We start from the raw sequence: 22,029 nt of genomic DNA, 5'->3' as shown, positions 1-22,029 counted from the left end.
CTTGACAGGGGTCACTGCATGAAAATGGTTTCCTCTTTTTTAACGGTTCCAATGTACAAAATTAGTCCATTTAACATTTGTTGGTTTGAAATAAAGTTTAATCAAAAATACCTCGCAATCCCAAGTTTTACGATAAATAAAAAGAATCCATTTTGAAAAAAGATTGATCAAAATGGATTTTTCTCCAGCAGATTTTTGTTTCGGTTTTATAAAAAAGTTTGATCATTTTCTGCCTGTATTGCTCCATAATCGCGCCCTTTAATGGAAGACTTGATTTCAAAGTAAATTATATGAATGGGGGTGTTTTAAAATGGGTAGAAGTATAAATTTTAACAAAGAACATGTTTTGAATAAAGCTATGTATTTATTCTGGGAAAAAGCTTATGACGCTACATCCATTTCAGATCTTTTCAACACAGTGACCTAATACATAACAATCGAGATAATTATGATGAATGCTGTCTTTAGCTTGTTATTTGTAAATTCTAGGAACTCTCTGACCCAAGTTACAAGCAACTTCATACGATATGGTTCCTAACATACTTGCCACTTCATCTAATGATATGAAATAATCCCCTTGACCTCCATAAACTACCACCTCATCACCAATATTTACACCCTTAATATCAGTAACATCAATCATACAAAAATCCATACATATTTTACCAAAAACAGGAGCTAATTGTCCGTGTATAAGGACATAAGCCGTTCCAGATAATCGCCTCGAATACCCATCTGCATACCCAATTGGAATAGTTGCAATAATTGCTTTATCTCTTTCAATGTTAGTTGCTCCATATGATACGCCATACCCTTTCTCAAGTGTCTGAATATAGATGACTTTGGTTTTTAACTGTATTGCTTGTTTAAGATTAACTTTTGTTTTATTCACCTCTTTAGATGGATAAAGACCATACATTGAAATTCCAATACGAACCATATCGTAGGTCATATCTGGCATTTCTATTGTTGCAGCACTATTCGCAATATGAAATAGGGGAATAGAAACTTTTCGTTTCTCCAATTCTTCCAATAACCTTTTCCATCGGTTCTTTTGTTTTTCTGCATACCGTTTGTCAGCTTCATCTGCGGTAGCAAAATGTGAGTACACTCCTTCTAGATAGAGCCCATCCATTCGTGACACGATATGGATAAAATCACTTGCTTCTTCTGCTTGAAGTCCCAATCGTCCCATTCCTGTATCGACTTTGACGTGAACCTTTGCCTTTTTTCCTAAGATCTGCCCAGACTTTGATAATGCTTCTGCATGTTCCATATCAAAAATTGATTGTGTTAAATCCCAATAAACAACATGATTCGCTGCTGATGGAGGTGTGTATCCAAGTATAAGTATAGGTGCCTGAATATCTGATTTTCGTAGTTTAATCGCTTCTTCTAAACTGGCCACTGCTAAATAATCCACTCCACTATTAATCGCTTTTTTGGAAACCTCGACAGCACCGTGGCCATAACCATTCGCTTTTACGGTGGCCATTATTATTGTTGAGTTAGGTATTATTCTTCGAAATTCACTAATATTATGTGAAATATTGCTAAGGCTAATTTCAGCCCATATTGGTCTATACATCATTTCCCCTCACTTTAGGTGAATTTTCAATGATCGTTTCAAGTAGCTCATTAAACGGATTGCCCGCTGATTGTGCCCTTTTTAAGAGCAGACTTTTTTTCGTCTTCCCAGACAATTAATTAACTTCCAACACATAAGGGATACTATACAGGACGGCCGTCTGTAAGCTTAAAGTCGTTAAATACTACATTCATACCCTTGCTAAAATTTTTACATACCTGCACTAATCCCAAAAGGTCCACACAATATGTATTTTTACGGTCTTATGGTAGGGTGTGGAACCACCAAGATAGATGGTAGCTAGAAAATATGGTGGTGGGCCAACTCCCTTTAGATTAATTAAACTCAAATAAATTGTACAAGGAGTTATTCTATTAAATGGCGCAATTCAAAAAGACACGTCTTTATATATGCACGCCTCGATTTTGATTAAAGATTAATTTCTAGCTTTCAAAAATATTTAATATAAAAATCGTGTCTCAACTTTCCGCTCAGCTGAGCATATATTCTCGTGGTTTCACTCTTCTCATGACCAAGTAAGCTTTGTATCACTTCAAGTGACGCACCGTTGTTAATCATATGTGTAGCATAGCTGTGACGTAATTGATGAGGATGAATACTCTTTTTAATCCTGGCACGATTTGATATACGTTTGATAATAAATTTTAGGTTATCAATACTCATACGTCTTTTTGGCCTTCTTTCCGTAATAAACAAACAAGGCTCCTCATCATCTCTTTCATCTAGATACCTTTTTAACCAAATGGTGCAACGAGTATTAAAGTATACTTCCCTTTCTTTATCACCTTTCCCATGTACAATGACAGAATTTGTTGAGAAGTTAATATCGACACGATTCAGTTTTACGACTTCCCCAATACGGCAGCCAGTAGAATACAAAAATTCAAATAATGCATTCTCCATTGAGTTATGACATGCTTCCCTAAGATGTTCAATCTCTAGTTCCGAAAGGAATTTTGGGATTTTTTTGCCTAATTTCGGCTCTTTTAATTTAGCAGCAGGGTTTTTAAGAATAAAACCTTCATCATGTGTCCATCTAAAAAGTGATTTGATGCAACGAACTCGGTGTCCTAAACTAGATGGCTTTAAGTGTTCTCCTGCTTCAATTAAGTAACCCTTTAGTTTTTCTGTAGTAAATTCACTCATGTTAATGTCACCAAAATAACGTAATAAAAGATTATATTGAAAACAATATGTTTTTAAAGTCAGAGGTGAATATCCCTCAATTTTTTTATCTAATTGATACCGTTCCCAGGCCTCAGATAATAACATTATTCTTCACGCTCCCATTCTATAAATCAATTAATCTAGATTCTATTATGCTCAAGGAGAGTCTCTTTTATACGTTAGTTATTCAACAATCGCAGAAAACAAAAAAATTACTTAACCATGAGAACACTTGAAATACAAGAAAAAGACGCTTCTCTATAAAAGAATAGCGCCCTATTGTGGTATTAGTGCTCTTACAATGTAGTAATAATCGGTCCTTCCTTGGTAAGGATAATCGTATGTTCGTATTGAGCCACAAAGCTTTCATCGGTTAGGCAGGTCCATCCATCTTCGGATTGGAAAACTTCCTCTTCAAATGTAGAGATCATAGGCTCAAAGGCAATTACCATACCATCCTTTAAAATTTCGTCATCACAGTGAGAGAAGTAATTGAAAATGTGTTTTGGTTCTTCATGAATCGAACGCCCAACACCGTGTCCAGTAAGATTTTTTATGACTGTTAAGCCATGCTGTTTTGCTACATTGTGTGCAGCTTTTCCGAGCGCGCTTTTTTTTGAACCTGGCTTTGCCTTCTTAAGTCCAGCATCGAATGCTTCTTTAGCAACGTCACATATTTTCTGTAAAATTGTCTCTCCTTCCCCTACTACAAAGGAAATTCCGGTATCTGCGAAATATCCGTTTTTTGAACCTGAAACATCAATATTTACAATGTCCCCTTCTTGAATGGTCCGTCTCCCTGGAATCCCGTGCGCTACTTCTTCATTTATGCTAATACATGTATATCCAGGAAAATCGTATTCACTTTTTGGGGCAGATTGAGCTCCTGCTTTTTCAAACATCTCTCTCGCAATTTCATCGAGTTCTTTTGTGGTAATTCCAGGTTTCGTACTATGGACTAATTCATCTCGAATCGCGCCACAAATTTCACCAATTACTTTTAATCCATTAAAATCCTCTTCAGTCTTTGCAACCATTGTATATCCTCCCTTTTTAAAGTATTTTATGATTAGTATACCATTTAGTTTCTAGCAGGAACGGGGTTTTCTTCAACAATCTGGCCCTTTAGTGGAGTAACTTTATTGCTACTCAACAGTTCTTTAATCCTCCTTTCAATTCAGACATTCTTTTCACTATAACCCCCCCCCTTTAGATAAACAGATCCAAAGGGGCAAAACATCGCAACTTTTTTATAAACACCGTGACTTTATTTAAAAGCGACAACATTTCTTCACTTTCTGATGTATCCTGAGCTACTTTCCATTTTGTCAGCAATCCCCCCTTCCTCTTTCTTGCCAGAATAAACAACAGGTCCAATTTCTTGAACAGAACTAATCGCCATTTGGTGTATCTATTGCTTTGTTAAGTTAGTAGCTGTATTACAGTAATATATATAATTCAATTAGAAAATCTATATTTAAATAAAAATATAATAAATTTAGTTGAATTTATTAATATTATGACTCTACATGTTAATTATAAAGATGGTGTACATATGAGATTAACAAGTGAATGTCTAGAACCTAACACTAGAGATACTGAATTTGCAATTATGTGAGTTAATAACAGAGAAGTGAACTTATAACATGACATTGACAAATCGCCTTTATCAATAGATATAAAGGGTAGAAAAAACGTAAATAAAGAAAAATGAATAGGAAGATCTCTTTATTAAATTAGTAAGTTCATATCAAACCATTTGATATGAAAAAAGCAATGATTTTTAATATTATATACACCCTTTACATGCACAGTTTACATATAAAGCTTATATATAAGCTGTGTAGAAAGAAAATGTGTTAAATATGTTAATATGAAATTGATATAGGAACTACAAAACCTTTGTTTTTAAAGGTTTATATATACATCTTATAGAGAGGGCTTATAAATACAGCTTATAAATAAAGCGTATGAATACTTTGTGAAGTTTTTTTACTTAAAATGTTTGTAGTTTGATATTTTTTATAAAGGATTATTCAAAAGAATGTCAAATTAAATAATGAATTTATAGTTTTATAGACGGTATTGTTAATTACATGAAACCTATAATTGACATATACAATATACATCGTACATATACGTCGTATATATTTATGTTTATATATCAACATTTCGGCCTAACTTAAGACTTATACGCTTTATATGTAAGTGCTGTATATAATGACTTGATATACGCTTTATAATAATGTAATATATTCGTAGGAATAATTAACCAACGTTTTAAGGGGGAGGCAACTTGAACGAGGTATTGAGCGAAAAGTATAAAGTAATTAAATTTCCTGATGAAGTTGTGAACATGTTTGCAGACATTCTTGAAGAAGACGAAATACTTTATAATGTATTTCATTACATAGGATCTGAGGTAAATAAACAATACCAAGAGACGAAATATATGAGGGGTATCTCAATAAATGAAATAGTAGGTAATGTTGTAATTGATAGGAGAGTTAAGAAATTAAAGGGAAAATCGTATTCATTAGAGGTTGAACGAACCAATATATCAAGAAGATCAGCTGAAGTAAGTGTTAGTACATTATCTTCAATGTCATTAATAACTGAAAAGATTATGCATCCTTATAAATTTTTAATCTCAACAATTAGAGGACAGCAGGTGTTAATTGAACTAGGAAGACGTAAACAAACCAATAAATAAGAAAAAGGAGAGATAAAATAATGGCGAAGAACTTTCTGAAAAACGAAGTAGCAGTAAAAATGACAATGGTTGGTTTTGGTCAAGCTGGAACTAGAATGGTAGATAAATTTGCTGAATATAAGCATACGGATGGAACATCTGTGTACAACTGTCTTGCTTTAAATAGTAACGATGGTGATTTAGCAGAATTAAAAAATGTGCCTAAAAGTAACCAAGTATCACTAAAATTAGGCGGACTAGGGAAGAATCCAGAACGTGCTGTAAAAGTACTAGAATCAAATGATGAAGCGAAAGAAAAGTTAAAAGAATTCATCACAGAGCGTGTAAGACCAACAGATGAATTGGTACTATTTTTTGCTGGATTAGGCGGTGGAACAGGTACTTCTACAATCATTAAAGCAATTGAAGAATTCTCGGCTTTTCATAATAAACCTATAATCGCTGAAGAACTTAAAAGTATGGCAATGAAAATTTCTAGAGAGGAATTAATAGCAAATCAACAAAAGTATGCAAGAATTGCATTCAATAATGCAATTGAGCGTAAAGATTTTATTAAAATGGGTATTGTTGTGACACTCCCTGTAAGAGCCGATGGGCCTGATGTACTAAGACAAGTAAATAAATTCTCTCAAGAGATTTGGAAGTTAGCAAATGAACCAGCAAAAGGTGTTGCATTCGTTGTTTTCGCGGATAACCAACATTTCTATGATGAATTTAAGGGATTAAACGAAAATGAGAAAAAAGGTATTGCTAATTCACGAGACTATGCTAATCAGCGCATTGGTGAAATCATCCATGAATTAAATACAGCTTCTAATGGCGCAGGAACATCTGTTATTTTAGATTCTCAGGACTTTAAACGTATTTTATTAGAGAAAACTGGCTGTCTAGTTATTAATAAAATTTCTCGCAATATGAATCAAATTGAAAATAGTAAAGAAATAGTAGATATGTTCTCAGAATCGTTGAAAGGAAGCTCTTTCCACCCTCCTATAGAATTAATGAAAAAGAACGATGATGGTGAGTTGGAGGCGTCTAAGGTGCATCATTTTGGAATGCTTGCAATTCTAGACGAACAAAAGAATATTGATGATTCATTTATGGATGATGCAAAAGTAGAAGTTACGAATACATTACCAATCAACGGTACGGTATTTAATGGGTATTTAATTAGTAAAAATGATTTTATGGGCAGTGTGTATACGTTCTATAAAACTGATGCATTACCGTCCCGTTTGTCTAAAGGTTTAGTTGAAGAATTCAATGAATTTAAAGAGAAGCAAAGTCAAATTCAGTTTAAAAAATCTCAAATTAGTACAATTGAAATGCAAGATCAAGACGATGATTTCAGTATTAATTTTGGTGATTACATCGATATGGGAACTAGTAATGAGGAACCATCAGCAGATGCTGAGAATGATGAAGAATTAGCTGCATTTATGGATCCAGACAAAATGTTTGGTACATCAAAATAAAAAAAAGAGGTCTGGGAATATCCCGGGCCTCTTTTTTATTATTCTGATGTCATAATAGATTTCATATACTCTATCATGTTTTCGTTTAAATAATTCTCTATAAAAAGATGTTTTTTTGCTAAATCTTCCTCTTTTTTAAACCAACCAACTTTTTTCACACGCTTTTCTTCAGGCTTTTCATTCCAGAGTTTTTCAGCTTGTCTTCTTAACTCTTTACGAGCTCTATGTTCAATTATTATGTTATCAAGTCTTTCTTGTCTTTGACGTTCTTTCATAGCAATTGGATCTTCAGGTTGAGGCAATGCTTTTAATACATTTTCGAATTTCTCTTGAAATTGTATTTCGATGTTTTGTAAATGTGCTTGAACTTTTTGTTCCACCAATTTTTCAATTGTCTCAGCTGCGTCTTGAAAATCAATTTGAGATAATACTTCATTAGAGTGGTTTTCAGGAGATACTGGCCTTAGTTCGAATTGATGCGGCAAAAGTTCGATTATGGCATCTAAAGACCACTTTTCATCCCTTTTCTGTTTTATGAAAAGAGCTATATTTAAATCCAATGAATTATATAGCTTTTCATTTGTATTATTGGTTCTAAGTGTCCCGTGCAATCCCTTCTCTTCTAACGTATTGAACCAATTATAAACAGTATTATGGTGCCTACCTACTAACTTAGAAAACTCTGTTATTCGCCAGGCTTTTTCAAAAGCGTCTTCGTGTAATGAGTTCTCATCATCTACCATGGTTTGTTCGGATTGGTTTTCCTGCTTAATCATAGTGTTACCTCCTTAACAGTATGTAATTGTGCGGATAAATGACATTAACATGAAATGTGAGATTGATATGTTAAGTGCTTTTCGACGATATTAATAAAAATCCCTTCCTTATCTGATATTAACATGAAAGATGAAATTAACATGTCATAACAAAAGTGTTAACAGAACATCAACAAAATGTGGGTTATTCTCACCGAATGTTAATGTTTTGTTAACTAGGGTTTTAAATGCATCAATGTTATATAGGATTAATGAGGTAACTTTGCCCCCTATATCCTTATAAATTGTTACTATGAGATTGACATTTTTATTCACTTAATATTAATGATAAATAAATATAATCGATTTGTAAATAAATTATGAGGATATAGCATTGAACTTTCAAAAATAATAGGTATAAATATGATAAAAAGAGTCCATATTATTAATAATTGCAGTATGAGCCTGTTTCATTCATAACACTTGAGAGTATAGAACGGATATCTATTTGACTAATAGAGGCAGTGTCTCTTTTTAACTGATCCCAAGACTAGTAAAGCAATTTTCGATAATAACTATTATAGGTCTATATGAACGTTAAATTCTAATTTGATGACTGTATAGGATAGTTAATTTATTGGTTGTTAGTCGTTTGAAACACTATAAAGTACTATTCGCTTTGTTGATTAGCTTAAATGATTATTTTGTAAGTGTAAATCACAAAGAAAAAGCTTTTACTAATAGGATCTATACGGCCTTTATTAATTGTAAATAATATTCAATCGTTGTGAATCTGGTATATTAATAGCGCTACTAATAAGGATCTACATCTATCAATGTTTTGTTAATGTCTTGTCATCGATAGAATTAAGTATAGTTGATATAAGATTAACAATTGTGTCGTTCTAAGTATTAACATGTCAATGTTTCTTGATATGTTAATCTCATTTACAGTACGTATGCGGACCTGTTTCTGTAGAATGTCAACCTTATGTCAATGCTCGTAGGGATAACATCTGTAATTAAAATATTGTTCCTTCAATTACATACCCAAGAGTGGATTTAAAACTTCTAAAGCTTATATTACAAAGTAATTTTGCTCAAATTAAGATAGTATTCTATTGATATGAATTCACTATAATGGACAGTGCTTTGCTTGATAGTCTGCATTTCTTGATAATTTTCAGCGCGAAATTTCTAGCGATTTATAAAGTGTGGTTCTTAAGTAGTGTGGATTTTCGTATTTTAATTCTCATCCTAATAAAGTTGTAGTTTTATAGATCTGTTGTTAATGTCTTGTTTTTATTAAAACCAATGATAGTTAACATAACATTGATATTTTTATTCTCTTGAAAATTAACATGTTAATATCTGCTGATGTGTCAATACCATTCTAGATATGTATTTAGATCCTGCTTTGCGAAATGTTAATGTCATATCGACACTCCATGAGAAGAATTTCTTTATATGAAGTACTAAATCTTCAATTATGTAGCTAATGGTAAATCGGAAATCTCTAAGTTGCATGTTACAAAGTAATTCTGATATTACTTTATTAAATACAATCAGATACACTGGATGTAATTTTACTTTAACTTTACAGTCTATATGTTCTATTAATCTTCCACTCGAAATTCTCTTATCAATATATAAAGAAACATTCTTTATATATTGATAAGGAATCATTGTATTTATTGAGGGTTTTCAAATACTGTAAATTTTTGTATTTTAATTCTCATACCAATAAACCTATGGTTTATCGATGTATTGTTAGTTTCTAGTTATCATTAATAGCAAGGGGAGTTGACATGAGGTTAACATTTTAATGCTCCCTAAGGTTAACATGTTAATGTCTGTTGATATGTTAATCTCATTTCTGGTCTGTATTTTGATTCGATTTTGCGATATGTTAATCTCGTGTTAATATCCTTTAGGGAGAATTTCTTTGTATGAAGTACTAATTCTTCAATATTTATACCGATTGTACAACTTTTTAGAGTAACAGTATCAGTATGTCCAAGATTTAGAGATTACTTACATGCATTTTAAATTTTATGCATCTGAACTGTTAATACTATTTGTAGGATTTTCCGCTTTTTTGTCGAATATACTTAATGCAAGGAGGGACATTACATGATTATTAAAGACTATTTCATCAATCTTTCTATTTTTTCTTTACTTGTTAGCGCAGCAATATTTATTTAAGTATTTACGAGTCATTCCAGGCGATATTTTGAAAAATTCTATGGAGGGATCATCGCAGCTACTTTGATGTTCTTTTCTTTTCCGTACATGGGATTTTCCTACGATCTTCGAGTTGTTCCTCTTATTCTATCTTTTATTTACTTTGGTCGCATTGCTGGTTGGATTACGTTAATTAGCATTATTATAATGCGTATCTTTTACATTGGTAAGTATTGGGAACCACCTGTGATTGCTTATTTAGGTATGGGTATCCTATTTACTACTTTTAAAACATATTTTAAAAACCTTAATCCATTTAAAAGTGCATCTTTATATTTTTCTGTTTTTGTGGGAATAAAGTGGTTAGTTGGTGTATTCTTTAATACTACATTGCTTTACACTCAAGGCTTATTATATATAGATTTAGGACTTTTAATTGGGCTATTTCTTATGGAAGCTTACCAGACATATTATTTAACACAGGACTTATCTAAAATGAATCGAAAATTAAAAAAATCGAAGCAAGAACTCACAGATACCGTACATGAGCTTCAAGGGGGGATCTTTAAATTTAAAAAAGTGGGTAAGCACTTTATACACACTTTATGTGATGGACAGTTTTATTATCAAAACGGATTTTATTCTGAACAGGTGGTAGGGAAAAGCTTACGCACTATTGATGCTTCTATTGTTCCTCCACATTTAGTTCCTCAATTGATGAAGTATTATCTTCAAGCATGGGAAGGGAAAGAAATTATATTTGAATTAGCCTGGCCAAATGATAAAACTATTATTCTTATTGCGCTTAGGCCGATTAAACGAAATGGACAAGTTATTGAAGTTGTTGGTTCTACAGTCGATATAACCGAAAGGAAAAAGGTAGAATCAGAATTAAGAGCAACCAAAGAATTACTGGAATCATTTATAAAGCATAATGTAGACGCTATTACCATATCTGATCGAGAAGGACATATTTTACAAGCTAATAAAGCTTATGAAAAGATATTTGGGTGGTCATCACACGAAATCATAGGTAAGAGATTACCTTGTGTACCAGACTTCTTAATGGACGAATCGCTTAAAATATTCAGAAAATTCTAACGGGTGAATCCGTAGTTACTCGATTAGAAACTGTTAGACAACGTAACGATGGAAGCCTTCTTGATGTCAGTCTTACAGTTTCTCCTATTTTAGATGTAAGAGGAAATGTGATAGCTTTATCAGTAATATGTAGAGACATCTCTGAAAGAAAACAAGCAGAAAGAGAACGGCATCGTTTACACCAACAATTAAGTGATAGTGAAATGAAGTACCGTGCACTAATCGAACAAGCAACTGACGCAGTATATGTAGTAGAGCTAAATGAAGATCATGTTCCAAGTCGATTTATTGAGGTAAACCCTGTTGGGTGTAAAAGATTTGGATATAGTAGAGAAGAGCTGCTATCGTTGCCATTTCCAAATGCTGTACCACAAGATTCTCCAATGATTATAAAGTTGTTAGAAAAAATTAGAGAAGGATAGACTTCTTTCACTTTGCAAGATGAATATGTTTTTCCAACAGGAAAAATAATAACAACCGAGTTTAGTGTCCGTGTTTTTAACTTGAATGGTAAAAAAGTTTTTCTAAGCATTTCTCGTGATATCACTGAACGGTTAAAAACAGAAGAATTACTACGAAAATCTGAAAAACTTGCTGTTGTAGGACAATTAGCGACTGCAATGGCTCATGAAATTAATAATCCATTAACCGCAATGAAAGGGTTTATGCAATTACTAAAATCAACGGAAAATGAGAATAATCAGGGTTATATAAATATAGTATCATCAGAGATTGAGCGTATAGAAAGTATTACAAATGAATTTATGGCGGTAGCTAAACCACAGGTGGTAAAGATACAACCTAATGATATTAGTGTGCTAATGGATCAAGTTTTAATGCTACTGCAACCTCAAGCAATGATGAATAATATACAAATTAGAATCGATTTTACACCGGATATTCCATTGATTTCATGTGAAGGAAATCAGTTAAAACAAGTATTTGTAAATATTTTAAAAAATGCAATTGAATCCATGCCAATGGGAGGGAAAATTTTGATTCAAATTGATAAACTTGATAATGATCAAATAAGCATGCGCTTTATCGATCAAGGGTGTGGGATTCCAAAAGAACGTATACCATATCTAGGAGAACCGTTTTACAGTATTAAGGAAGAGGGGATTGGCTTAGGATTAATGGTCTGTTATAAAATTATAGAAACACATCAGGGAAAGGTATTTATTGAGAGTGGAGTAAATAAAGGAACAACAGTTGAAGTTACTCTCCCTATTTGTACAATTCAAAAGTAATACTTTCCTTTACTAATAGTTTCTAAATAGCCTTAAAAAAATGTAATACTAGTGTCACCTAATGAAATGGAAACAGCGTATAAGGTACTTTAAAATTCAAAGTATTCCTATGAATAAAACAAATAAACAATAGAATGGAATTGTGAATGAACATGAGTGAAAAATTAGTGCCCCCCCTATTTGTATTAGGAAGTGTCATGTTACTAACACTGGGTGCTTATGTATATGAAATTATGGATTACGGAAAACTAGGTGAATTTAGTAAAGAAGCTTGGCCAAAGACTAAAAAAACAGCTAAACAAGCAACTATTAATCACTTTAAAACAGAAAAGAATATTGATGTTGTCATTACTCAGATGGGTTTCTCAGAAGAATATGCGAAACCTGAGATTTATTTAGATGGACATGTCTCTGGTAATGAGCAACAAAAGATTTCTGCTACTGTAAACTCTTTAGAAGATTATCGAGTTAAGGACACATCTAAAAACTAAATTTACTAACTGCTCTTTTTGAGTTTCCTGAATAGCTCTCACTATACTGTTAATGGTTTTGATGCAAAAACTCTAAGACTCTTACAAGTAATCTCCTGAACTTGGATTAGATATTGCAGAATTATTGATTGAAATGCACAAGGGAGAACGTGTTGTGAGGGATCACACAGACGGCAAGTGTGGCTTTAAAACAAAGTTTGATAATTTATAAAAAAGTCTGATCATTTAAAATAAAGATTGATAATATGTAAAAAAGTTTGATCAAAATCCTGTGTTGATGTGCAGGATTTTTTCTTATTCAGCAATCGGGCCATTTTGTGGAATAACACTTAATAAGAAAAAGTGTTATTTAGTTATTTTGCTAGTAACACCCTGATTCAAAAACCAAATTTTTTCATCACTTTCCAGATTTCCTCACTCGCTTAAATACATGACATCTTGTACCACATTTTTTTCTTTTCAGGAAGTAAACAAAGGAACTCTAATGAATTGCCGTCAGGATCGTAAAAATAAAGATTACCAGTAGGTGTCCAGGTTTGTACCATGGGCTCTGTAGGTTCAAGACCAAAAGCCAATCTTGGACATATACCTTTATTGAGTAGCCATTCTCTTGCATTAATTATATCTTCATAGTTAATCTTGAATGCAAAGTGGCTTTTATGAAATTCTTCTTCTGAAACCTCCCTAACGCTCAGCATTTGTTCTCTCTTTTTATTTTTATCAAACCAAAAAAATGCTACACGGCGCTCTTCAATATAATGGGCTAGATCTAATCCTAGTTTATTATAAAATTCTATTAATGTTTCTAAATTTTTTGTTTGAACATGTGTTTCATATAAGATCCTGGAAACATAGTATATCCTCCTTAGTGTTTTTTTTGAAAATTCTTACTATGGATGACCGTTTTAGCAAATTAGAAATAGAAGTGATATCGTATAATTGGCTGAGCATGTATACATTGAATAAAAAGACCCATGTCGTTCAAGATAAACTGATCAATTGTAGATTAATTGGGATTTGGCAAGAGGGTATGGTCCAAATTCCAACAGATTTGTCTCAAGAAGAAAATATGGAGTGGAGTAAACTCATGAGTGGTTTAGGTCAAGTTGATACAGATTCGATTCGATCGATTAACTTAATGGATTGGGCAAAGAACCACATATTTTATGATCGTGTCCGTCTATTTTTTCTAGCAATGTGCAGGCAATGGTCGTATTGTGACAATCCGAGTGTTTTAAGTGCTGGTTTTGTGATCAAGCAAGGACAGCTGGCTGGACAGGGTGTCAAATATATTGATGGAGGCTGGCAAACCGTTGTGGATGACCTGCATGGACTAGCCGTGAAAGCTGGGGTAACCTTTGCCACTGGATGTAAAGTGAATCAAATTCAGCATAGCTCTGGTACTGTTCGTGCCTTATCGCTATCAGATGGTAATACAGTCTTAACGTCTTCAGTTGTCATTACTGCAGGACCAAATGAAGCTTTCCGGCTTGTTGAGGGAGCAGATTATATGTCGCTTGGAAGGTGGAAGAATGAATCTCGTCCCCTATATGCAGCATGTCTAGATGTAGCATTGAATCGTCTGCCAAATTCGGAGAGAGCTTTCGCCCTTGGCTTGGATCAACCATTCTATTTTTCGATTCAGTCGCTATCGACTAAATTAAGTGAAAATGGAGCGTATGTACTTCATGTCATGAAGTATAACGATAATCGGAGTCAGACAGATCCAAAAGAGGACAAGAAGCAATTGACTAATCTACTGGATCTTTTACAGCCTGGATGGGATAAGGAAGTTGCCTCCATACGTTTCTTACCTAAAATAACGGTTGCCCACGATTCACGTACGATTCACCACGATGGAGCTGGTTCGGCTCCGGGTGTTTTCGTTCCAGAAGTAAATGGGCTTTATGTTGCTGGGGATTGGGTCGGCTTAGAAGGCCGGCTGGCCGACGCGGCAATGATCAGCGCAAAACTTGCTGCACAGGGGGTTATTAACAATTCATATTAACGACATGGTAAATCGGAAGGATCTCAATGATTCTTTTAAATTGGAATTGAAAACAGATTTGACAACTAACTTTTCTGATTCCATGCACTTTATATAATCTTCCTATTGTACGTAATTGCCCTTCTAGCTTACGGGTGCATTAGCTTAAGAGCGGAGCTGTCTTTAAGGCAGCTTTTTCTTATGCAACAAACGGGGCAGGATAGTTGAACAAGCTCGCTCGACGAAATGGGCATTCCTAGTATTATAAGGGATACCCTTTTTACTAAACTATAGGGTATTTTGTTAGGATTCAAAGTGTAGAATCATTTTACTGGTTTGACCTGTAAACTTATAATTATAGGACCCTTTCAGGCTTTTTAAGTCACCGGTAGCTTTGATGATTGTTGCCGGAGAATCTAGATTTCCTTTATCAAAAATTCCTTGCTCTATGGCTGTAAATGTCCCCCGTTTCTCCTTGTAAGTTCCTTCGAAATGCAGAAATCCAGAAATTTTAGAAGTGGCCAAATGACCATCATCTACGTTTGAATCTAAATAATATAATAAATATTCAACAAAAGCTTTTCCTTTTAATTCACCATCAATATCATATTCGACATGTGCAATATTAATAGGGAAACCTTTTCTAGTGTCATCGACTGGCTTTTCATCCCATTTGCTTACTGTAAATGAAGGTGAATTTATCAATTTTTTGAGTACGATGCAAAAGAAATAAGTGGAAAATCTGTATATGTATGAAGTAAAGTGAAAAGACGTTCTACCCATATGGAGTAGAACGTCTTTCTTATGTTTATTTTCAATAGATATGCAGTTAGGTTTCATCCTTTGAGAGTAAAATAAGTATCTATATTCCTGGTATTAGGGCTGATTTAAAAGAAATATTTTATTTTTAGTTATTATATTTTATTGGTGGGTATTGTACTCGGTTAAAATTACTAACGCTTTGTTTATAAAAATATCATGTCTATCTATTACAAGTCTTTTTATTGATTCAATTTTTCGTTCCTCGTTGTGTTCTTTTGTACTGGTTCTTATATAACTGAATTTTTTGATATTTATATTGAATCCAACCAATCTATTTTGTTTTTGGGAATTCCAATAGAGAATCAAATGAATTTTTAAGTCTGATAAAACTTATTATATAACAAAAAGTGAATCAAAAGGTTGGTTTATTTATGAAGTGTTTCTAAAATGTATTTCTATATCTTTTGAAGTGGAATCTTTTAATGAAAACATTTCATATCAAAAAGAGTACCTTTTGATGTATTAGAATACTCCTGAAGAAATAAATAATTCTAATCATAAAGGGTAGTTAATATTAATTTGTTTTTGGCAGAGGTTTTGATAATTATAAATTCAACTTTTCTATTTTTTGGGACGTTTCATTTACAGAAGATAGATAATAACATAATTTTCTCAATAAGGAATTTTCTGCTTTTAATATAATTTTTTCACAATTCATGTTATATCTGTATTAAGGGGACCTTTTCGGTTGATTAGGGAGAAAGATTATAAAAATGATATGGGAGGAACAAAAAATGTCATTGAAAAAGAAATTAGGTGTTGGAGTGGTTTCAGCCGCTCTTGGCTTATCTTTAATTGGTGGGGGAACATATGCATATTTTAGCGATCAAGTGGTGACAAATAATTCATTTGCTGCAGGTACATTGGATTTAGCTATGCAACCAACTACTTCACTTAACTTAGAAAATTTAAAACCTGGGGACAAAATATTAAAGAAATTCAATTTAAAAAATAGTGGTACATTAGATATTAAAGATATCATGATGAAAATAGACTATACTGTAAACGATTTAAAACAAAATAACACTACAGAAGATTTCGGTAAACATATTAAAGTACAATTTCTTTTGGATTGGGATCCTGCAAAAAGCCCTGTATACGAGACAACTCTTGCAGAACTAAAATCACAAAGCCCAGAGATTGCCTCCAAAGAAGTATTTCATTCTAAGTGGATTGAAACAGGGGGATTAAAACCTGGGAAAATGGATTGGTTTTGGATAAAGTTTGTATTTGAAGACAACGGCACAGATCAGAACGTGTTCCAAGGGGATAGTATTGCGCTAAAAATGGAGTTCCAAGCCAATCAAACAGATGGACAAGAAAGATAAATTTAAGAGCATATTACTGGTAAAAAGTAAAACTGAGCTTATGCCTTTTAATTATTTAAAAGATTGTAGGTTATTTAAAATGAGAAACAAAAAGAACTTGTAGGAATCCCTACAAGTTCTTTTTTAGATAATGTAAAAAAGTTAAAACAAACTATCTCATAATTTGAATCGGAGCAAACACTATAACCACGGGTTAATTTTATTATATACCAAATCTTAACATATGCACTTTTTATATTTGAAAATTATGTGAATTAAGAAAATAAGATATTGCAACGGGCTGTCAATTCCTAAAAACACCAATTGTTCATTTCGTACAAAACACTTTAAATCAATATCTATTCAATAATAAATTATAAAAAATATAGGTATAGGTAAATAGAGAAGAATGGAGCATTCTTACAGAAGAACATATAATTATATTCAGGTTTAATCAACTATAAGAAAATGAATTTTATGTTATAACTAACTATAATTATTAAATATATATAAATTGAGTTTTCTTATCTTTTTTATATATGTGATGAATAAATTAGGTATAGGAAAATTAAACAAACGTTTGTTTAAAATATTTTAGTTATGAATCAATGTGTGAGGTATGATGAGTTGCATTGTTCAATTTTCCGCTTAGTTAATTTCTCATTTATTATATAAATTTTATATAACAAAGAAAAAAGCATCCGCTAATCTACGATACAGGGCGACCTGACTCACACCTGTAATTTAGCATATATTTATATCTGTCTATGAAAACTATGTAAGCCTTGAATTGACGCATGAGAACTTAAAATCGCTTATTTACGATATTGTATTGGTTAATGTAAATAAAATAAAAACTTGGGGAAATACTTTGAAAGTTTACGACGAAAGCGAAAAACAACTATTACAAATTTCCTTTAAACCAAATTTTTCATTACAAACTAGGTTTTAAAATAATAAAAAGGGTCAATCATTGATGCTTTTTATTTTATGTTTAAAACCTAGAACGCCTTACATATTCTGAGAATGATATAAAAAGTAGAGCATAACTAAACTCCTTTGATTTTTTTTCTGAATGTTAAATTATAGTTCTCATTTACTGTATCACTTTGAATAAATTTCCAGAGTGGCCCCTCATACCCAGAATCATTTCCGCACCCCGATATGGAAGTTTTTTACATAGAAAGATACTTCTTTTTATATTGGGTTTCTTTATCTTAACTAGAAATTATTTATCAATATCTATCCAGGAAGAAATTTGGAGGTATTTGTAAAAAGAAAAAGAATGTTTATAATTGCTAGATAAAAAAAGTTTAAAAATGTAGGAGGATGTTAAAATGGAAAAAACAATGATGGTAGGTACAACAAATATGATGATGTCTATGGAAAAAATGATGTGTGAAATGAAGTGTATGAAGATGATGATGAACAACATGATGCAAATGAATGTAAACATGGATAAAGCTATGATTAATACAATGCATGAATGTGATGAAATGATGACTTCTACTATGTCTATGATGAAAGCTATGAAAGAGAAATGCTGTTAAAACATATTGGTATTTCATTAAGTATGACACATGGTCTTTTATATGATTTTTAGCTGTCATATATGAATGTACATTTGCATTTTATTCCTTAGAAGACGGTTCAAAATTGACCGTCTTTTTCGCTTGTAGACCTCACCTGAGAGGTAAGGCAACATCGCCCTCAAGATAAGGGGAACAAAATATAAAATTAAGGTGTTTAATTTCAAATGAAATTGCTTCTTTTTATCTGAATTCCACATGAAATTTAGTGTCAATGATTCCAAAAGTAACTTTACAAGGGAATGGATTTTCCCCTGTTGAAGCAGCACGCATACAAGAAAGTACCCAATATTCAAGATCTAAAGGTAAGCGGTATACTTGAATACTACTATCATTGTTTTTTACTGTTACGATTGGGGCATTCACCCTATTTGTAGCAAAACCGTCTGTTGTTATTATTGCTACTGCATCGTTAGAATGAAAACCAACACTGAAAACTTCGTAAATCTGTCCATCCTTTTCATTAATAATCATAGGTATATTTAGTAAGGGATAGTTATTTATATCATTATGAATAACTACTCCTGCTGCGTTCTTTCTTATCTGATTCCCTTGCATTTTTACACTCCTTTAAATGATCTTAGCTTGATAACGTCAATTTATTCTATTTAATATCTATTATATTAGAGAATTGCAGTTTCATCTTGTTATAAAAAGCATCAGTGCATATGACAGCGCTATTTGACGGGTCAATATCAACAATAGTCATATAATTAGAGAGTAAATAACCGTCCTCATAATATGTAATCATTATTTCTTCTTTAGATACCAAGAAGCATAATAACATGTTTTCAATTCGTTCTTTTTCTTCATTAGTTAAGATCGGACGGGTTACTTTGTGTTGTTCCTTAATGATTTCACGTATTCCGTCAAACTGTGGTGTTAATGCGGCGAATGGAGCCCACTTTACCATCCCACGCCCTTTTGGCATATTAGCGTTATTCATGCCTTATGTCCCCCTATCAGTGAGTTTCTGTGTCTAGTTGTAGCGCTATGTGTATAGGAAATCCCACGTAAAATGCTGTTCTTCCCAAACTTTGTGCGTATTTCATCCATTACTTTTGTTAGCCTCACTTCTTGTTCTCGTTTTGTGACATTATCGAAAAGAGAAATTTGTTCCTCGCCTTCCCAAATTAGATTTGTTAAGGATATGTTTATGCTGCGGATGGGTTCTCCAGTATATTGTTCATGTAAAAAGTATGTACAAATTTTATAAATATCCATTGTTAGGTTAGTCGGACGACTCAAAGTATGTGTTTTTTTAATACCACCGGTATAACTTTTGCTATAACCGACAGAAAAATGAACGGTTTGAGCAAGTTTGTTTTGTCTTCTAAGCCGATAACAAACTTCTTCAATATGTTCCAGTAGAATAATCGGAAATTCTTCTATTGTATAGTCACGCATTAGAATTTGGCTTTTTCCAATTGAAGTTGTAGCAGGAACGTATTTCTCCGAAATACGGCTGAAGTCAATGCCGTTACTATGTAAGTGCAATTCCTCCCCGATCTTGCCGAAGCTTTGTTTTAAGTATTTAAGGGGGTAATTGGCTAAATCCCCGATAGAATGTATTCCTTTTCGATTCAACTTTTCTTCTGTTTTGTACGAAATGCCCCAAAACTTATTAAGTGGTCGTATGCTCCATAATTTCGTTGGGACATCTTCATACTTCCAATGAGCGATCCCTTCTTTGTTCTGCTTTGCTTCAATATCTAAAGCAACCTTACTCATTAAAGGGTTCGGAGCAATTCCGATGGTACATTCAATTCGTGTTTGGTCATATATTTCACGTTTGAATTTCAAAGCGAATTCATATGGATCGTTAGAAAATAAATGAATGCTATCAGTAGCGTCCAACAGAAATTCATCTATGCTGTATTGGTGGAAATCCTCATAAGGTACGTATTGCAAAGCTAATTTTTTTATGTAATTGGAGCATTTTATGTAAGTACTCATAATTGGATTTACAACGAGAATGTCTGTTCTGCGAGGAATCTCGTATAACCTTGCCATCTTCTTTACACCCAATGCTTTTAATCGTGGGGTTGCAGCTAGAACGATTGAACCGTTTCTATTTACATCACCGACTACAGCCAATTTTGTATGCATAGGATCTAATCCCATTTTGATACAACTTACTGAAGCGTAAAAGCTTCGTAAATCCATACATAAGATGATTCTATTCGGTAAAATTGAATAGTCATACACTGTGATTCCTCCCTAAAATATAAGAACGTTTGTTCTTATTATACACGAATATATGTTCTTATACGACTTGTAGATTAAATTTTTTTAGAAATACCTTCACAGTAATGTGTAAAGGTGATCTCGGACGAAGTTCCTTAATTTGGAAATGCCTGTATGATATATATGGTTGGTTTTATATGAAAATAGAATCAGGGAAATGAGGGGGGATAAGATGGGCAGAAATGATGTGTGTTTTTGTGGGAGTGGTAAAAAGCAAAAGAAATGCCATTCAAATGTAGAGCAAGACAGTTATGTAGCTAAATTATACGGGAAGTATTCAAAGGTTGATAATATCATTTCAGAATCATCCGTGTGGAAAAGGTTGCTATAACTGTTGTTATGATGTGTTCCTTATAACTATGTTGGAATTTGAGCTATTATTAGAAGAATTGCGTAATACTAGCTTCGAATTTGCTGAAAAGGTATTTGAAAAGGCGTTAGATGATTTGGATATATTAAGCGCAAGTAGCCCAGAGTTATATAGGAGGTTAAAAGAAGATGTCACTTTTCAACGGAATGCAGATCATAAAGATGTTGGTTTTTATTCGAGATTAGAGAGATTTCCATTCCCTTGTCCATTATTAAATGTTGATGAGGGGAGTTGTGGAGTGTATAACAAAAGACCGATGGTTTGTAGACTTTTCGGGATTACACATGATCCGTTAACAGTTATGCTTGCTAGTAAAGGCAGTTCTTCGGTTTGTGAGCATATTCCTAGTGTACATGTCAATGCGTTGCAAACACCTGAGATTGAACCTTCTGATTCGAGAATAAGAGATATGTTGAAAACAAAACTTTCAGGAAAAGAAATAGAACCAAGAAGCTATCCGATTGTATATTGGTTTAAAATATATCATGATAAAAATCTAAAGAAAGGTAAACCTGTATATTCTTCGTTAGTCCCTTCTTTTTATCATCGAAACCGCTTGTTCTACTTTCTTAACGTTGTAAATTCGCATAATCTGCACGTTACCGCTATCAGGATATTTGAATTAAAGGGTTGACCCATCAACCCGATTTGTTATATGTTATAAAAGTAAGAAAATTCACTCAATTAAAACTGGAAGAGAGGATGGAATCGATCTTATTTTAGAAATAAAACAGAAAATGCATTCCAGTAGGCAGCAAGGGCATTACAAATAAAAAGGCAACGAAAGGCTAAATTGATAATGACAACACATCCCTCTAACATTCATCGACGATTATTTCTCAATCGCAAATTCCCTATCAAAATAGATTTTACGTGATCTGCTAGTATACCATTTTTTATCATATATTATCTCAAACTAAGACTTTATAAAGGCCTTACTTAATCGTGTTTATATATTCGAA

16 protein-coding genes and 2 pseudogenes are annotated in these 22,029 nt (G+C 32.9%); 9 read left to right on the top strand and 9 right to left on the bottom strand.

Annotation, left to right across the window (positions count from 1 at the left end; all coding sequences use genetic code 11):
• Positions 1-472: 472 nt before the first annotated feature.
• The 3 genes from alr to map form a co-directional block, all read right to left on the bottom strand.
• Entirely contained in the window at positions 473-1,588 is a 1,116-nt protein-coding gene (gene alr, locus DN408_RS21415) for an alanine racemase (RefSeq protein WP_033728766.1), read from the bottom strand.
• Between the two features lie 450 nt (positions 1,589-2,038).
• A complete protein-coding gene (locus tag DN408_RS21410) occupies positions 2,039-2,881 on the bottom strand; it encodes a tyrosine-type recombinase/integrase (protein WP_061675834.1) in 843 nt (280 codons plus the stop codon).
• Positions 2,882-3,072: 191 nt separating this feature from the next.
• On the bottom strand, positions 3,073-3,813 hold the full coding sequence (gene map, locus DN408_RS21405; protein ID WP_016093807.1) for a type I methionyl aminopeptidase: 741 nt from the start codon (positions 3,811-3,813) through the stop codon (positions 3,073-3,075).
• A gap of 1,259 nt (positions 3,814-5,072) precedes the next feature.
• Between map and DN408_RS21400 the strand changes: the two genes are divergently transcribed.
• On the top strand, positions 5,073-5,489 hold the full coding sequence (locus DN408_RS21400) for a hypothetical protein (RefSeq protein ID WP_002106934.1): 417 nt from the start codon (positions 5,073-5,075) through the stop codon (positions 5,487-5,489).
• A gap of 20 nt (positions 5,490-5,509) precedes the next feature.
• Complete coding sequence (locus tag DN408_RS21395) at positions 5,510-6,964, top strand: FtsZ/tubulin family protein (RefSeq protein WP_033728762.1); 1,455 nt, start codon at positions 5,510-5,512, stop codon at positions 6,962-6,964.
• A gap of 38 nt (positions 6,965-7,002) precedes the next feature.
• Here the strand turns inward: DN408_RS21395 and DN408_RS21390 are convergent, their stop codons facing one another.
• Positions 7,003-7,740 carry a terminase gpP N-terminus-related DNA-binding protein gene (locus DN408_RS21390; protein WP_078179003.1) on the bottom strand — a complete coding sequence of 246 codons (738 nt, stop codon included), beginning with the start codon at positions 7,738-7,740 and terminating at the stop codon, positions 7,003-7,005.
• 2,112 nt (positions 7,741-9,852) lie between these two features.
• On the opposite strand from DN408_RS21390, the pseudogene DN408_RS21375 reads away from it, so the two are divergent.
• A pseudogene (locus DN408_RS21375) lies at positions 9,853-12,254 on the top strand (PAS domain S-box protein).
• 197 nt (positions 12,255-12,451) lie between these two features.
• Positions 12,452-12,745, top strand: a complete 294-nt coding sequence (locus tag DN408_RS21370; protein WP_165762376.1) for a hypothetical protein — start codon at positions 12,452-12,454, stop codon at positions 12,743-12,745.
• Positions 12,746-13,159: 414 nt separating this feature from the next.
• Here the strand turns inward: DN408_RS21370 and DN408_RS21365 are convergent.
• A pseudogene (locus tag DN408_RS21365) lies at positions 13,160-13,598 on the bottom strand (VOC family protein).
• Between the two features lie 462 nt (positions 13,599-14,060).
• Here DN408_RS21365 and DN408_RS21360 point away from each other — a divergent pair.
• The gene (locus DN408_RS21360) at positions 14,061-14,753 is read left to right on the top strand and encodes a phytoene desaturase family protein (RefSeq protein WP_370458398.1); all 693 of its coding nucleotides are present in this window, start codon (positions 14,061-14,063) and stop codon (positions 14,751-14,753) included.
• A gap of 282 nt (positions 14,754-15,035) precedes the next feature.
• Here the strand turns inward: DN408_RS21360 and DN408_RS21355 are convergent, their stop codons facing one another.
• Positions 15,036-15,515 (bottom strand): DUF3224 domain-containing protein, encoded by a 480-nt coding sequence (locus DN408_RS21355; RefSeq protein WP_233154306.1) that lies wholly within the window; start codon positions 15,513-15,515, stop codon positions 15,036-15,038.
• A gap of 773 nt (positions 15,516-16,288) precedes the next feature.
• On the opposite strand from DN408_RS21355, the gene DN408_RS21350 reads away from it, so the two are divergent.
• Together DN408_RS21350 and DN408_RS21340 are read left to right on the top strand one after the other, a co-directional pair.
• Positions 16,289-16,882 carry a TasA family protein gene (locus DN408_RS21350; protein ID WP_147740388.1) on the top strand — a complete coding sequence of 198 codons (594 nt, stop codon included), beginning with the start codon at positions 16,289-16,291 and terminating at the stop codon, positions 16,880-16,882.
• Between the two features lie 1,316 nt (positions 16,883-18,198).
• Positions 18,199-18,411, top strand: a complete 213-nt coding sequence (locus tag DN408_RS21340; protein WP_078178634.1) for a hypothetical protein — start codon at positions 18,199-18,201, stop codon at positions 18,409-18,411.
• Positions 18,412-18,633: 222 nt separating this feature from the next.
• Here the strand turns inward: DN408_RS21340 and DN408_RS21335 are convergent, their stop codons facing one another.
• The 3 genes from DN408_RS21335 to DN408_RS21325 are packed head-to-tail and all read right to left on the bottom strand — an operon-like array spanning position 18,634 to position 20,658.
• Complete coding sequence (locus DN408_RS21335; RefSeq protein WP_078178635.1) at positions 18,634-19,008, bottom strand: hypothetical protein; 375 nt, start codon at positions 19,006-19,008, stop codon at positions 18,634-18,636.
• Positions 19,009-19,054: 46 nt separating this feature from the next.
• On the bottom strand, positions 19,055-19,396 hold the full coding sequence (locus DN408_RS21330; RefSeq protein WP_078178636.1) for a YolD-like family protein: 342 nt from the start codon (positions 19,394-19,396) through the stop codon (positions 19,055-19,057).
• The gene (locus DN408_RS21325) at positions 19,393-20,658 is read right to left on the bottom strand and encodes a Y-family DNA polymerase (RefSeq protein ID WP_078178637.1); all 1,266 of its coding nucleotides are present in this window, start codon (positions 20,656-20,658) and stop codon (positions 19,393-19,395) included. The genes DN408_RS21330 and DN408_RS21325 overlap by 4 nt, the downstream gene beginning before the upstream one ends.
• Before the next feature lie 211 nt (positions 20,659-20,869).
• Here DN408_RS21325 and DN408_RS32175 point away from each other — a divergent pair, with 211 nt between their 5' ends.
• Together DN408_RS32175 and DN408_RS21315 are read left to right on the top strand one after the other, a co-directional pair.
• Positions 20,870-21,028: an SEC-C metal-binding domain-containing protein gene (locus DN408_RS32175; RefSeq protein ID WP_142253412.1), complete on the top strand. Its 159-nt coding sequence runs from the start codon at positions 20,870-20,872 to the stop codon at positions 21,026-21,028.
• 31 nt (positions 21,029-21,059) lie between these two features.
• Complete coding sequence (locus DN408_RS21315) at positions 21,060-21,701, top strand: YkgJ family cysteine cluster protein (RefSeq protein ID WP_235712312.1); 642 nt, start codon at positions 21,060-21,062, stop codon at positions 21,699-21,701.
• Positions 21,702-22,029 lie beyond the last annotated feature (328 nt).

This window comes from Bacillus sp. AR13-1 (assembly GCF_008042285.1).
Lineage (GTDB): Bacteria > Bacillota > Bacilli > Bacillales > Bacillaceae_G > Bacillus_A > Bacillus_A mycoides.
The sequence above is the reverse complement of the archived record's forward strand: the minus strand, read 5'-3'. Positions and strand labels throughout refer to the sequence as shown.

Coding starts and splice junctions, on each gene's coding strand:
- alr (WP_033728766.1), bottom strand. CDS start 1,588: ATGTATAGACCAATATGGGCTGAAATTAGCCTTAGCAATATTTCACAT.
- DN408_RS21410 (WP_061675834.1), bottom strand. CDS start 2,881: ATGTTATTATCTGAGGCCTGGGAACGGTATCAATTAGATAAAAAAATT.
- map (WP_016093807.1), bottom strand. CDS start 3,813: ATGGTTGCAAAGACTGAAGAGGATTTTAATGGATTAAAAGTAATTGGT.
- DN408_RS21395 (WP_033728762.1), top strand. CDS start 5,510: ATGGCGAAGAACTTTCTGAAAAACGAAGTAGCAGTAAAAATGACAATG.
- DN408_RS21390 (WP_078179003.1), bottom strand. CDS start 7,740: ATGATTAAGCAGGAAAACCAATCCGAACAAACCATGGTAGATGATGAG.
- DN408_RS21370 (WP_165762376.1), top strand. CDS start 12,452: ATGTTACTAACACTGGGTGCTTATGTATATGAAATTATGGATTACGGA.
- DN408_RS21355 (WP_233154306.1), bottom strand. CDS start 15,515: ATGGGTAGAACGTCTTTTCACTTTACTTCATACATATACAGATTTTCC.
- DN408_RS21350 (WP_147740388.1), top strand. CDS start 16,289: ATGTCATTGAAAAAGAAATTAGGTGTTGGAGTGGTTTCAGCCGCTCTT.
- DN408_RS21340 (WP_078178634.1), top strand. CDS start 18,199: ATGGAAAAAACAATGATGGTAGGTACAACAAATATGATGATGTCTATG.
- DN408_RS21335 (WP_078178635.1), bottom strand. CDS start 19,008: ATGCAAGGGAATCAGATAAGAAAGAACGCAGCAGGAGTAGTTATTCAT.
- DN408_RS21330 (WP_078178636.1), bottom strand. CDS start 19,396: ATGAATAACGCTAATATGCCAAAAGGGCGTGGGATGGTAAAGTGGGCT.
- DN408_RS32175 (WP_142253412.1), top strand. CDS start 20,870: ATGGGCAGAAATGATGTGTGTTTTTGTGGGAGTGGTAAAAAGCAAAAG.